Source organism: Methylobacterium sp. D53M (assembly GCF_053345625.1).
This window is the reverse complement of sequence record NZ_JBKFAL010000011.1, coordinates 58,503-71,938: the sequence shown is the minus strand read 5'-3', so window position 1 is coordinate 71,938 and position 13,436 is coordinate 58,503. Positions and strand designations below refer to the sequence as shown.

Below are 13,436 nucleotides of genomic sequence, written 5' to 3'. Positions count from 1 at the left end.
GAAGGGATAACGGGAGCGCGTCATGAACCCGTCCCGCCTGTTCATCCTGCGGCCGGTGGCCACGACGCTGCTGATGCTGGCGATCCTGATCGTCGGCGGCGTGTCGTACCTGAACCTGCCGGTCTCGGCGCTGCCGGCGGTCGATTACCCGACCATCCAGGTCCAGACCTTCTATCCCGGCGCCAGCCCCGAGGTGATGACCTCCTCGGTGACGGCGCCGCTGGAGCGGCAGTTCGGCCAGCTCGCCAACCTCAACCAGATGACCTCGCAATCCTCGGCGGGCGCCTCGGTCATCACCCTGCAGTTCAGCCTGGACCTGCCGCTGGACATCGCCGAGCAGCAGGTCCAGGCGGCGATCAACGCCGCCGGCAACCTCCTGCCCTCCGACCTGCCGGCGCCGCCGATCTACGCCAAAGTCAACCCGGCCGACGCGCCGGTCCTGACGCTGGCGCTCACCTCCAAGACCCTGCCGCTCACCCAGGTGCGCGACCTCGCCGAGTCGCGCCTCGCGCAGAAGATCAGCCAGGTGGCGGGCGTCGGCCTCGTGAGCATCTCGGGCGGCCAGCGCCCGGCCGTGCGGGTGCGGTTCAACGCGCGGGCGCTCGCCGCCTACGGGCTCAACATCGACGACCTGCGCACCACCATCACCAACCTCAACGTCAACACGCCGAAGGGCACGATCGACGGGCCGAAGCAGTCCTACGCGATCAACGCCAACGACCAGATCCGCGACCCGAAGGCCTACGACGCGGCGATCATCGCCTACCGCAACGGCGCCCCGGTGATGCTCTCGGAGGTGGCCGACGTGGTCGAGGGGCCGGAGAACACCAAGCTCGGCGCCTGGGCGGACGCGACGCCGGCGGTCATCCTGAACATCCAGCGCCAGCCCGGCGCCAACGTCATCGCGACCGTCGACAAGATCAAGTCGCTGCTGCCGCAGCTCCAGGCGAGCCTGCCGGCCGCCGTCGCGGTGGCGCCGCTCACCGACCGGACCACCACGATCCGCGCCTCCGTGGAGGACGTGCAGTTCGAGCTCGGCCTCGCCATCGCGCTCGTGGTGCTGGTGATCTTCCTGTTCCTGCGCAGCCTGTCGGCGACCCTGATCCCGAGCCTGTCGGTGCCGCTGTCGCTGGTCGGCGCCCTGTCGGTCATGGACCTCTACGGCTTCTCCCTCGACAATCTGTCGCTGATGGCGCTCACCATCGCCACCGGCTTCGTGGTCGACGACGCCATCGTGGTGATCGAGAACATCGCCCGGCACGTGGAGGCCGGCGACTCGCCCCTGGAGGCGGCGCTCAAGGGCTCCCGCGAGATCGGCTTCACCATCATCTCGCTGACCGTCTCGCTGATCGCCGTGCTGATCCCGCTCCTGTTCATGGGCGACGTGGTCGGGCGGCTGTTCCACGAATTCGCCATCACGCTGGCGGCCACGATCATCATCTCGGCGGTGGTCTCGCTGACGCTGGTGCCGATGCTGTGCGCGCGGCTCCTGAAGCACGTCCCGGAAGCCGGCCACCGCCGCCGGGAGGGCGTCCTCTCCCGCCTGGGCCGGCGCGCCATCGACGGCACGATCGAGTCTTACGGCCGCTCCCTGCGGGTCGTCCTCAACCACCAGGGCCTGACGCTGCTGGTGGCGCTCGGCACGCTCGGGCTCACGATCTACCTGTTCGCGGTGATCCCGAAGGGCTTCTTCCCCGTGCAGGACACGGGCGTCATCCAGGGCATCACCCAGGCCGACCAGTCGGTCTCCTACGCCGCCATGGCCGAGCGCCAGCAGCGGATGGCCGAGATCGTCCTCAAGGACCCGGACGTGGCGAGCCTGTCGTCGTTCATCGGGGTCGACGGCCAGAATGTCACGCTCAATTCCGGCCGGATGCTGATCAACCTGAAGCCCCGGGACGCGCGCACCGCGACGGCGAGCGCGATCATCCGGCGAATCTCGGCGGCCACCGCGAACCAGCCCGGCATGCGGCTCTACATGCAGCCGGTCCAGGACCTGACGATCGACACCGCGGTCTCGGCGACCCAGTACCAGGTGATCCTGGAGAGCCCGAACATCGACGATTTCGAGACCTGGGTGCCGCGCTTCACCGAGGCGCTGGCGAAGTCGCCCGTGGTCACCGACGTGGCGAGCGACCACCAGGGCCAGGGGCTCGCCGCCTACGTGACCATCGACCGGCCGACCGCCGGCCGCTACGGCATCACCCCGGCGACGATCGACAACGCCCTCTACGACGCCTTCGGCCAGCGGATCATCTCGACGATCTTCACCCAGTCCAACCAGTACCGGGTGATCCTGGAGGCCGACCCGAAGCTGCACACGACGCTCCGCAGCCTCGACGCGATCTACCTGCCCTCCTCCACGGCGACCAACGGGCAGGTGCCGCTCTCGGCGGTCGCGCGGATCAGCGAGCGGCGGGCGCCGCTGCTGATCTCCCATCTCGGCCAGTTCCCGGCCACCACCGTGTCGTTCAACCTCGCCCCCGGCGCGGCGCTGGGGCAGGCGGTCGAGGCGATCGACAAGGTCAAGGCCGAGATCGGCCTGCCGCCCTCGTTCCGGGTGGTGCCGCAGGGCTCGGTCTTCGCCTTCCAATCGGCGCTCGGCAACGAGCTGTTCCTGGTCCTGGCGGCGATCGTGACCGTCTACATCGTGCTGGGCGTGCTCTACGAGAGCTTCATCCACCCGATCACGATCCTCTCGACCCTGCCGTCGGCGGGGATCGGGGCGCTGCTCGGCCTGATGCTGTTCGGCCTGTCGCTCGACATCATCGCGGTGATCGGCATCGTGCTGCTGATCGGCATCGTGAAGAAGAACGCCATCATGATGATCGACTTCGCGCTCCAGGCGGAGCGCGAGGACGGGCTCGAGCCCCGCGAGGCGATCTTCCAGGCCTGCCTGCTGCGCTTCCGGCCGATCCTGATGACGACGCTGGCGGCGCTCTTCGCGGCGGTGCCGCTGATCCTCGGCACCGGCGTCGGCTCCGAGCTGCGCCAGCCGCTCGGCATCTGCATCGCGGGCGGCCTGATCGTCAGCCAGGTGCTGACGCTGTTCACCACGCCGGTGATCTACCTGGCCTTCGACCGGCTGGAGCGGCGGATCTCGGGGCGGCGGGGGCCGGATCTCGCGCCCGGCGAGGCGCTGCCGTGAACATCTCCGAGCCGTTCATCCGGCGGCCGGTGGCAACCACGCTGCTCACGATCGGCGTGCTGCTCGCCGGGCTGTTCGCCTTCCTGAAGCTGCCGGTGGCGCCGCTGCCGCAGATCGACTTCCCGGTGATCCTCGTCCAGGCCCAGATGGCCGGCGCCTCGCCCGACACCATGGCCACCACCGTGGCGGCGCCCCTGGAGCGGCGGCTCGGCGCCATCGCGGACGTCAACGAGATGACGTCCACGAACTCCCTCGGCTCGACCCGGATCGTGCTGCTGTTCGGCCTCAACCGCGACATCGACGGCGCGGCCCGCGACGTCCAGGCCGCCATCAACGCGGCGCGCGCCGACCTGCCCGCGTCGCTCCGGCAGAACCCGACCTACCGGAAGTTCAACCCCGCCGACACGCCGATCATCATCCTCGGCATGACCTCGGAGACCCTGACCCGCGGCCAGGTCTACGATTCCGCCGCCACCGTGGTGCAGCAGAAGCTGTCGCAGCTGCCGGGCGTCGGCAACGTCGACATCGGTGGCTCGTCCCTGCCGGCGGTGCGGGTCGAGCTCGATCCCACGGCCCTGTTCAACTACGGCATCGGCCTCGAGGGCATCCGGGCCGCGCTCGCCTCCGCGAACGCGAACTCGCCCAAGGGCGAGATCGACGCGGGCGACCGCCGCTACCAGCTCTACGCCAACGACCAGGGCCGCAAGGCCGCCGATTACCGCGACATCATCGTGGCCTACCGCAACGGCGCCGCGGTGAAGCTCACCGATGTCGGGCAGGTGCTCGACGGGGTCGAGGACAAGCGCAACCTCGGCATCGTCAACGGCAAGCCGGGCGTGCTGCTGTTCGTCTACAAGCAGCCCGGCGCCAACGTGGTCGAGACCATCAACGCCGTGAAGGAGGCGCTGCCGCAGATCACCGCCTCCCTGCCCGGCGGCATCGACATCAAGCTCACCGGCGATCGCAGCGCCACGATCCGCGCCTCCCTCGCGGCCACCGAGGAGACGCTGCTGGTGGCGGTCGGCCTCGTCATCCTGGTGGTGTACGGCTTCCTGCGCTCCTGGCGGGCCACGCTGATCCCGGCGGTCGCCGTGCCGATCTCGATCGTCGGCACCTTCTCGGCGATGTACCTGCTCGGCTACTCGCTCAACATCCTGTCGCTGACCGCGCTGATCATCGGCACCGGCTTCGTGGTCGACGACGCCATCGTGGTGCTGGAGAACGTCCAGCGGCACATCGAGGAGGGCAAGCCCCGGCTCCAGGCGGCGCTGATCGGCGCGCGGGAGGTCGGGTTCACGGTGATCTCGATGAGCCTGTCACTCATCGCGGTGTTCCTGCCGATCCTGCTGATGGGCGGCCTCGTCGGCCGCATCTTCCAGGAATTTTCGGTGACGCTGTCGCTGTCGATCCTGATTTCCTTGGTGCTCTCCCTCACGACCACGCCGATGATGTGTGCCCGGCTGCTCCGGGCCGAGGGGCATGGCCCCAATGGCGAACCGCCGGCCGGCCGCCGGCCGAACCTGCTGATCCGGATTTTGGAGGGCGGCTTCGCCCGGCTGCTCGGGGCCTACGCGCGGACGCTGGAGGTGGCGCTCGCCCATCCGCGCCTCGTCCTGCTGAGCCTGCTCGCCACGGTCGGGCTCAACGTCTACCTCTACATCATCGTCCCGAAGGGCTTCTTCCCCGAGCAGGATACCGGGCAGATGATGGGCGGCATCCAGGCCGACCAGCGCATCTCGTTCCAGTCGATGGAGAAGAAGCTCACGCAGGCGACCGCGATCGTCGGGGCGGATCCGGCGGTCGAGAGCGTCGTCGGCTTCACGGGCGGCCGCGGCACCAACTCGGCCAACGTCTTCGTCGGCCTGAAGCCGCTCAACGAACGGGCGCCGATCTCGGCCGTGATGGCGCGGCTGCGGCCGAAGCTCGCGCAGGTCGCGGGCGCGCGCCTCTACGTCTTCCCCCGCCAGGACCTGCAGATGGGCGGCCGCCAGAGCTTCGCCCAGTACCAGTACACCCTCCAGGGCGACACCGCCGAGGAGCTGTTCGCCGCCGCCCCGAAGCTGGTGGCGGCCCTGCAGAAGGACCCGACCTTCGCGGACGTGACCTCGGACCAGCAGGAGGGCGGGCTGGAGAGCCGGGTCGTGATCGACCGGGCGACCGCGTTCCGCTACGGCATCACGCCGAACAAGATCGACAACACCCTCTACGACGCCTTCGGCCAGCGCCAGGTCTCGACGATCTACAACCCGCTGAACCAGTACCACGTCGTGATGGAGATCGCGCCGCGCTACTTGGAGACGCCGGAGACGCTCAAGCAGATCTACGTCTCGACCTCGGGCGGCAACGCGCCGGGCTCGGCCACCACCAACGCGGTCGCCGGCACGGTGGCGGCGGGCGGGACCGTCAACACCAACGCGGCGACCGGCACCAGCAGCCCGGGCAGCGGGTCGTCGGCGAGCGCCGCGACCGGCGTCGCCACGGGCTCCGGCGCCGTCGGCGGCTCGGGCACCGCGGGCGCCGTCGCGGCGGCGGCCGCCGCCGCTTCCGCCAGCACGGCCGACACCGCCTCGAACGCCGCCGCCATCGCGTCCGACTCGGCCCGCAACGCCTCCGCCAACGCCATCGCGGCGAGCAAGGGCGGCGCCTCGTCGAGCGCGCCGGTCTCGGCCGCCAAGGAGACGATGGTGCCGCTCTCGGCCTTCGCGCGGATCGAGCCCGGCAGTGCCCCCGTGCAGGTGAGCCACCAGGGCCTGTTCGTGGCGACCACGATCTCGTTCAACCTCGCCCCGGGCAAGAGCCTGTCGGACGCCACCGATGCCATCGACCGGGCCATGGCCTCCCTGCAGCTGCCCGCCACGATCCACGGTGAGTATGCCGGCGCGGCCAAGAACTACGTCGCCTCCGCGTCGCGCCAGCCGCTGCTGATCCTGGCGGCGATCCTGGCGGTCTACGCGGTGCTGGGAATCCTCTACGAGAGCTTCGTGCACCCGCTGACGATCCTCTCGACCCTGCCCTCGGCCGGCGTCGGCGCGGTGCTGGCCCTGCTGGTGACGGGCACCGACTTCACCATCATCGCGCTGATCGCGGTGTTCCTGCTCATCGGCATCGTGAAGAAGAACGCGATCATGATGATCGACGTGGCGATCGACGCGGAGCGGACCCGGGCCGCGAATCCCGTGGACGCGATCCGCGAGGCCTGTCTCCTGCGCTTCCGGCCGATCATGATGACGACGCTGGCCGCCATGCTCGGCGCCGTGCCGCTGATCCTGGCCAACGGCGAGGGCGCGGAGCTGCGCCGCCCGTTGGGCATCGCCATCGTCGGCGGGCTGATTGTGAGCCAGATCCTGACCCTCTACACCACCCCCGTCGTCTACCTCACCCTCGATCGCCTCCGGCACAGGGTGCTCAACCGACGCAGGCGCGGCGGGCGGAGCGGAGAAGCGGCGCTGCCGGCCGGGGAATGATGGTTAAGGTTTCACGTGAAACAGAGGCGACTCCGGTCGGGTGTGAAGGTCTGTCCGGCCCGCGCCCTCATCCGGAGGTGCCCGCGGCAGCGGACCTCGAAGGCGGGTTCCGGGGATCGCGCCGCCGGCTGGAGCCGTCCTTCGCGGCCTCCGCCACGCTCCGGCACCTCGGGATGAGGGCGCCGGTGGGCATCATCCCCGCGTCCATCCGACCGTCGAGCCACCAACCCGCCTCCGCCGACCGCCGGCGTCGCACCCTCGCATCCCTCCTCCTCGCCGCCCCGCTCCTCGCCGGCTGCGTGGTCGGCCCGGACTACACCCGGCCCTCCGTGGAGACGCCGCTGGCCTACAAGCAGGGCGGTGTCCGGGAGGACAGACCGGCCTACGTCGCGGCGCGAAAGAAGGGCTGGCGCGAGGCCCGGCCGAGCGACGCGGTCGAGCGCGGCGACTGGTGGCGGGTGTTCAAGGACCCGACCCTCGACCGGCTGATCCGCCTCGTCGACGTCGACAACCAGTCCCTCCGGCAGGCGGTGGCGAACTACCGGCAGGCGCGGGCGCTCGTCGCCTCCGCGCAGGCGGCCCTGTACCCGACGGTGATCGGCGCGCCGAGCATCACCCGGACCGGCAGCGGCACCGCCACGCGCACCAACGTGGCGCTGCTGGGCCAGGCGAGCTGGGAGCTCGACCTGTTCGGCGGCACGCGCCGCACCATCGAGAGCGAGGCGGCCCTGGCGCAGTCCGACGCCGCCACGATCGCGCTGACCCGCCTGAGCATCCAGGCGGAGATCGCGGCCGACTACCTGACGGTGCGCTACGCCGATTCCCTCCAGAAGGTGCTCGACGAGAACGTCGAGAACTTCAAGAGGACCCTGGCGATCACCGAGAACCAGTACGCCGCCGGGGTCGCGGCGCGCTCCGACGTGATCACCGCGCAGACCCAGGTCCAGACCATCCAGGCCCAGGCCATCGCGGTGCGCCTGACCCGGGTGCAGTTCGTCAACGCCATCGCCACCCTGATCGGGCGCCCGCCCTCCGAGGTGTCGATCCCGGTATCCGGCATCGGGCGCAGCCCGCCGGGCGTGCCGGTGGGCATCCCCGGCGACCTGCTGGAGCGGCGGCCCGACGTGGCCCAGGCCGAGCGCCTCGTCCAGGCGCAGAGCGAGCGCATCGGCGTGGCGGTGGCGGCCTTCTTCCCGACCGTGACGATCTCGGCCCAGGGCGGCATCTCGGGGGCGACCCGCAACGGCCTGCTCTCGGCGGCCAACCAGGTCTGGTCGGTGGCGGCCTCCGGCAGCGAGGTGCTGTTCGACGGCGGCGCCCGCACCGCGGCGCTGCGCTCGGCCGAGGCCGGCTACGACGCGGCGGTGGCCAATTACCGGCAGGTGGTGCTGGCCGCCTTCGCGGAGGTCGAGAACCAGATGGCGGCTTTGCGCATCCTCGGCCAGCAGCAGGGGGCGCAGGACACCGCCGTGGACCTGTCGCGCAAGGCCGTGGAGATCACCCTCAACGAGTACCGGGCCGGCACCCAGAACTTCACCACGGTGGTGACCGCGCAGAACCTGCTCGTGAACAACGAGGTCAACGCCCTCCAAGTGCGACTGAACCGCTTCACCGCGGCGGTCACGCTGATCCGGGCGCTCGGCGGCGGCTGGGACGTGCGCGCCCTGCCGAGCGATTCCGAGCTGAAGGGCCCGAGCCTGCCGATCGACCGGGGCGGCCAGGCGGTCCGCCCCGACGAGTAGCGGCCGCCGGGCCGAGCGCCCGCGCGGGACCGTCAGGCCGCCGCGGCGTGCCCGACGCAGGGCTGGACCTCGACGGTGACGTGGCTCAGGCCCTTCACCCCGGCGAGGCGCGCCTTGTAGTGGGCGGGCGGTTGCGGATCGTCGCTGACGAGGGCGATCACGGCGGCCCGGTGGCCCGGCCCGATCTGCCAGAGATGCAGGTCGCTGACCCGGTCGCCGCCGATCTCCAGGCGCTCCCGGATCTCCCGGGTGGCCGCCGGCGAGGGCCGCGCGTCGAGGAGCACGAGGGCGGCCGTCCGCAGCAGGCTCCACGACCACGCCAGGATCACCGCGGTGCCGACGAGGCCCATGGCCGGGTCGAGCCAGGCGAGGCCGAGATAGCGCCCGCCGAGCAGCGCCACGATGGCCAGGACCGACGTCAGCGTGTCGGCCAGGACGTGGACGTAGGCGGCCCGGAAGTTCGTGTCGTGGCCGCCGTGGCCGCCATGCGCGTGGCCCGCGTGCGCGTGACCTCCGTGCGCGTGGCCTCCGTGATGGTGAGCGTGGTCGTCGTGGCCGTGATCGTCGTGGTCGTCGTGCAGCAGCCAGACGCTCGCGAGGTTCACGGCGAGCCCCAGCACGGCGATCGGGATCGCCTGACCGAAGCCGATCGCCACCGGGTGCAGCAGCCGGTCGAGGCTCTCGGCGCCGATCAGCAGGGCGATCAGGCCGAGCAGCAGCGCGCTGGCGAAGGCCGCGAGGTCGCCGAACTTGCCGGTGCCGAAGCTGAAGCGGGGATCGTCCGCGTGGCGGCGGGCGAAGTGGTAGGCGAGCGCCGCGACGCCCAGGGCCGCCGCGTGGGTCGACATGTGCCAGCCGTCGGCGACCAGCGCCATCGAGCCGAGCCACGTGCCGCCGGCGATCTCCGCCACCATCGTGACGGCCGTGAGCGCGACCACCGCCCAGGTCCGGCGGGCGTGGCGATCGTGCCGGTCACCCAGGAAGACGTGGCTGTGGGCCCAGGGCTCGAGGGAATGGGTATGCATGCGGGGTTCCTTGATCCGAGCCTCGGCGCAGCATAGCCCAGCGGGTACCGGAACGGGCCTCGCCGCGGCGGGTTGTCAGGCCGGTTTGGTGCACTGCAGCCACACGGGAGTCAGGGATGGCCGAGCCGACGACAGCCCTCAAGGACACGGCAGCCTGCGGCACGCAGCCGGCGCCGCCCTGCACGCTGGTGATCTTCGGGGCCGGCGGCGACCTCACCAAGCGCCTGCTGATGCCGTCGCTCTACAACCTCGCCGGCGCGGGCCTGCTGTCCGAGGGCTTCTCGATCCTCGGCATCGATCACAATGACGGGACGGACGAATCGCTCCGCGAGAATCTCACCCAGACCCTTGAGGCGTTCAGCAAGGACCCGACCTCGGAGTTCCACGCCGACCACATCGACCCGAAGAGCTGGGGCTTCATCCGGGACCGGCTCCACTACCTCAAGGGCGATTTCGAGAAGCCCGAGACCTTCGCGGCCGTGAAGCAGCGGGTCACCGGCAGCGCGGTGTTCTACTGCGCGGTGGCGGCGCGCTTCTTCGGGACGATCGTGGACGGGCTCGGCCAGGCCGGCCTGCTCAAGCAGGAGGGCGACACCTTCCGGCGCGTGGTCATCGAGAAGCCGTTCGGCTCCGATCTCGCCTCGGCCCGGGAGCTGAACGCCCGCATCCTCCGCCAGGGCGACGAGAGCCAGTTCTACCGGATCGACCACTTCCTGGGTAAGGAGACCGTGCAGTCGATCATGGCGTTCCGCTTCGCCAACGGCCTGCTGGAGCCGGTCTGGCGGCGGGAATACATCGACAGCATCCAGATCACGGCGGCCGAGACCGTGGGCGTCGAGGAGCGGGGCGGCTTCTACGAGCCGACCGGGGCGCTGCGCGACATGGTGCCGAACCACATGTTCCAGCTGCTCTGCATGGTCGCCATGGAGCCACCGAACTCCTTCGACGCGGAGGCCGTGCGCACCGAGAAGGCCAAGCTCGCCGAGGCCGTGAAGCCGATTCCGCCCGAGGACGCGGTGCGCGGCCAGTACACGGCCGGCACCTCGGAGGGGCGCGACGTGCCCGCCTACCGGGACGAGCCGCACGTGGCGAAGGACTCGGTCACCGAGACCTACATCGCGTTGAAGCTCAACATCGAGAACTGGCGCTGGGCCGGGGTGCCGTTCTACGTCCGCACCGGCAAGCGCATGACCGGGCGGCGCACTGAGATCGCCGTGCTGTTCAAGCCGGCGCCGTTCAAGATGTTCGAGGACACGCCCACGGCCGACCTCGCGCCCACCGTGATGCGGATCCAGATCGATCCCGATCACGGGGTGAGCACCGAGTTCAACGTCAAGGTGCCGGGGCCGCAGATGAAGATCGGCCGGGTGCGCTCCGGCTTCCGCTACAAGGACTTCTTCGCCGACCGGCCGAATGTCGGCTACGAGACGCTGCTCTACGATTGCATGACCGGCGACGCGACGCTGTTCCAGCGCGCCGACAACATCGAGGCCGGCTGGGCCGCGGTCGATCCCCTGCTCAAGGGCTGGCCGCAGGCGGAGGTGAACTTCTACCCCGCGGGCAGCGCCGGCCCGACGGAGGCCGACGCACTGCTCGCCCGCGACGGCCGCCACTGGCTGGGTCTGGACGGCGAGACCGACTGAGCGGCCCGACGATTCGTTCGAACGCGAGGGTCGGCGGTTTCGCGCCTCCCCTTCCCGAAGCGGTGCGGCCGCCTGCCGCCCCCTGCGCCCCAGCCGTCAGTGCGCGTGCAGCGAAGCGATCCAGGGCAGCGCCACGGCGACGAGCGTCGCGCCACCTTGGGCCACGGCGCTGCGCTCGCGGTGACGGGGTTCGGCCCTGTCAAACCGGTCGCGGCGGATGGATCGACCCGGTTGTCCAGCGGGTCGCCGGCTCATCCGCGTCTCAGCCCGCCCGGCCGTAATCGCGGGCGTCCCGCGCCTGGCGGTGAAAGGTGAGCCGGCGATCGAATTCCCGCGGGTCCTTCGGCTTCACCAGGGCGCCCGGGGGCACGTTCAGCCAGTCGACCAGCCGGGTGAGCATGAAGCGGAGCGCGGCGCCCCGGCACAGGATCGGCAGGGCCGCGACCTCGGCGGCCTCCAGGGGCCGCACGGCCTCGTAGCCGGCGATCAGCGCGGCGGCCATGTCGCGGTGGAAGGTGCCGTCGGGGTCGAAGCACCACGCGTTCAGGCAGACCGCGAGGTCGTACGCGAAGGCGTCCGTGCAAGCGAAGTAGAAGTCGATCAGGCCCGACAGCGCGTCGCCGATGAAGAAGACGTTGTCGGTGAACAGGTCCGCGTGGATCACGCCGCCCGGCAGGTCCCGGGGCCAGTGCGCTTCCAGGACGGCGAGGTCCGACCGGGTGCGCGCCGCGAGGCCGGGCTCGACCGAATCGGCCTGGGCCTCGGCCTGCGCGAAGAGCGGGCGCCACGCGGACACCGAGAGATTGTTGTCCCGCACCATCGGGAAGTCTCGGCCGGCGGCGTGCAGCTCCGCGAGGGCCCGGCCGAGTTCCCGGCAATGCTCGACGCCCGGCGCCTTGACCGAGACCCCCTCCAGGAAGCTCACGATGGCGGCGGGCCGGCCGCAGAGCTGGCCGAGGGCCTGGCCGACCCGGTCGCGCACGGGCTGCGGGCAGGCGAGGCCCCGGGCCGAGAGGTGCTCCATCAGCCCGATGAAGAACGGCAGGTCCTGTTCCCGGACGCGCTTCTCGTAGAGCGTCAGGATGTAGGCGCCCTCGGTCGTGTGCAGGAAGAAGTTCGAGTTCTCGACGCCCTCCGCGATGCCCTTGAAGGAGAGCAGGCTGCCGATCGCGTAGGCGGACAGGAACTCGGCGAGCGCCGCGTCGGATACCTCGGTGTAGACGGCCACGTGTCTGCGCTCTGATGTCGGAAGTTCGATATGGCAAGGGGCGCCGAAGCGCCCCCGCATAAAGCCTGCCGCGCGCCCCGAGCCCGGGGCGTCGGCGCTGTCGGACCGGACCGCCTACTCGGCGGCCTCGCTGCGCAGCTCTCGCGGCAGCGGGAAGACCATGTCCTCGATCACGGTCGAGACCGTGTCGACCATCACGTCGTAGCGGGCCGCGAAGGCGTCGATGATCTCCTCGACCAGGACTTCGGGGGCCGAGGCGCCGGCCGTGAGGCCGAGCTTGCGGATGCCCTCGAAGGCCGGCCAGTCGATCTCCTCGGCGCGGAGCACGAGGCGGGTGATCGGGCAGCCGACGCGCTCGGCGACCTCGCGCAGGCGCTGCGAGTTCGACGAGTTCGACGAGCCGACCACGATCAGGGCGTCGACCAGCGGCGCCACCTGCTTCACCGCCTCCTGGCGGTTGGTGGTGGCGTAGCAGATGTCGTCCTTGTGCGGCCCGGTGATGTTCGGGAACTTCTTCTTCAGGGCGTCGACGATGTGCCGGGTGTCGTCCACCGACAGGGTCGTCTGGGTGACCCAGGCGAGGTTGTCGGGATTGTCCGGTGTCAGGGCGGCGATCTGCTCGAGATCCTCCACGAGGGTGATCGAGCCCTTGGGCAGCTGGCCCATCGTGCCCACCACCTCGGGATGGCCGGAATGGCCGACGAGCAGCACGTGGCGGCCGCGCTTGTGGTGGATCTCGGCCTCGCGGTGGACCTTGGTCACCAGCGGGCAGGTGGCGTCGATCGTCGTCAGCCCGCGCGAATCAGCGTTGGCCGGGACGGTCTTGGCCACCCCGTGGGCGGAGAAGATCACCGGGGCGCCGCCGTCCGGCACCTCGTCGAGCTCGCGGACGAACACGGCGCCCTTCCGCTTCAGGCTCTCCACGACGTACTTGTTGTGCACGATCTCGTGGCGGACGTAGACGGGCGGCCCGTAGATGGCGAGCGCCCGCTCCACGACGTCGATGGCCCGCACCACGCCGGCGCAGAAGCCGCGCGGGGCGCAGAGCAGGATCTCCAGCGGCGGCTTGCCGGCGGTGCCCGGGACGGGCTCGGGGGTCGCGATATCGGCGGTCATGCGGGGGATGTGGCGAGGGCGGGGCTGTCCTGTCAACAGGACTGGCCCAGGAACCGGGCGGGAAGAGGGA

Annotated in this window: 7 protein-coding genes; 4 read left to right on the top strand and 3 right to left on the bottom strand. The window is 70.7% G+C overall.

What is annotated here, in order from left to right; all coding sequences use genetic code 11:
* Positions 1–22 precede the first annotated feature (22 nt).
* The 3 genes from ACLBYG_RS16850 to ACLBYG_RS16840 all read left to right on the top strand — a co-directional run bounded on the left by ACLBYG_RS16850 (position 23) and on the right by ACLBYG_RS16840 (position 8,354).
* Positions 23–3,148: an MdtB/MuxB family multidrug efflux RND transporter permease subunit gene (locus ACLBYG_RS16850; protein ID WP_056533669.1), complete on the top strand. Its 3,126-nt coding sequence runs from the start codon at positions 23–25 to the stop codon at positions 3,146–3,148.
* Positions 3,145–6,612, top strand: a complete 3,468-nt coding sequence (locus tag ACLBYG_RS16845) for an efflux RND transporter permease subunit (protein ID WP_020094027.1) — start codon at positions 3,145–3,147, stop codon at positions 6,610–6,612. Before ACLBYG_RS16850 ends, ACLBYG_RS16845 begins: the two co-directional genes overlap by 4 nt.
* A gap of 185 nt (positions 6,613–6,797) precedes the next feature.
* Positions 6,798–8,354, top strand: coding sequence for an efflux transporter outer membrane subunit (locus ACLBYG_RS16840; RefSeq protein WP_447682148.1), 1,557 nt, complete (start codon positions 6,798–6,800; stop codon positions 8,352–8,354).
* Positions 8,355–8,386: 32 nt separating this feature from the next.
* Here the strand turns inward: ACLBYG_RS16840 and dmeF are convergent, their stop codons facing one another.
* Positions 8,387–9,379 carry a CDF family Co(II)/Ni(II) efflux transporter DmeF gene (gene dmeF / locus ACLBYG_RS16835; RefSeq protein WP_447682147.1) on the bottom strand — a complete coding sequence of 331 codons (993 nt, stop codon included), beginning with the start codon at positions 9,377–9,379 and terminating at the stop codon, positions 8,387–8,389.
* Between the two features lie 116 nt (positions 9,380–9,495).
* Here dmeF and zwf point away from each other — a divergent pair, with 116 nt between their 5' ends.
* A complete protein-coding gene (gene zwf / locus ACLBYG_RS16830; protein WP_042672970.1) occupies positions 9,496–11,022 on the top strand; it encodes a glucose-6-phosphate dehydrogenase in 1,527 nt (508 codons plus the stop codon).
* A gap of 262 nt (positions 11,023–11,284) precedes the next feature.
* Here the strand turns inward: zwf and ACLBYG_RS16825 are convergent, their stop codons facing one another.
* Both ACLBYG_RS16825 and ispH read right to left on the bottom strand, forming a co-directional pair.
* Complete coding sequence (locus tag ACLBYG_RS16825) at positions 11,285–12,250, bottom strand: homoserine kinase (RefSeq protein WP_447682146.1); 966 nt, start codon at positions 12,248–12,250, stop codon at positions 11,285–11,287.
* Positions 12,251–12,364: 114 nt separating this feature from the next.
* On the bottom strand, positions 12,365–13,366 hold the full coding sequence (gene ispH, locus ACLBYG_RS16820) for a 4-hydroxy-3-methylbut-2-enyl diphosphate reductase (protein WP_091926965.1): 1,002 nt from the start codon (positions 13,364–13,366) through the stop codon (positions 12,365–12,367).
* Between the last annotated feature and the right edge of the window lie 70 nt (positions 13,367–13,436).

Excerpts from the sequence above, each read along its gene's own strand:
- dmeF (WP_447682147.1), bottom strand. The coding sequence starts at position 9,379 with ATGCATACCCATTCCCTCGAGCCCTGGGCCCACAGCCACGTCTTCCTG.
- ACLBYG_RS16850 (WP_056533669.1), top strand. The coding sequence starts at position 23 with ATGAACCCGTCCCGCCTGTTCATCCTGCGGCCGGTGGCCACGACGCTG.
- zwf (WP_042672970.1), top strand. The coding sequence starts at position 9,496 with ATGGCCGAGCCGACGACAGCCCTCAAGGACACGGCAGCCTGCGGCACG.
- ispH (WP_091926965.1), bottom strand. The coding sequence starts at position 13,366 with ATGACCGCCGATATCGCGACCCCCGAGCCCGTCCCGGGCACCGCCGGC.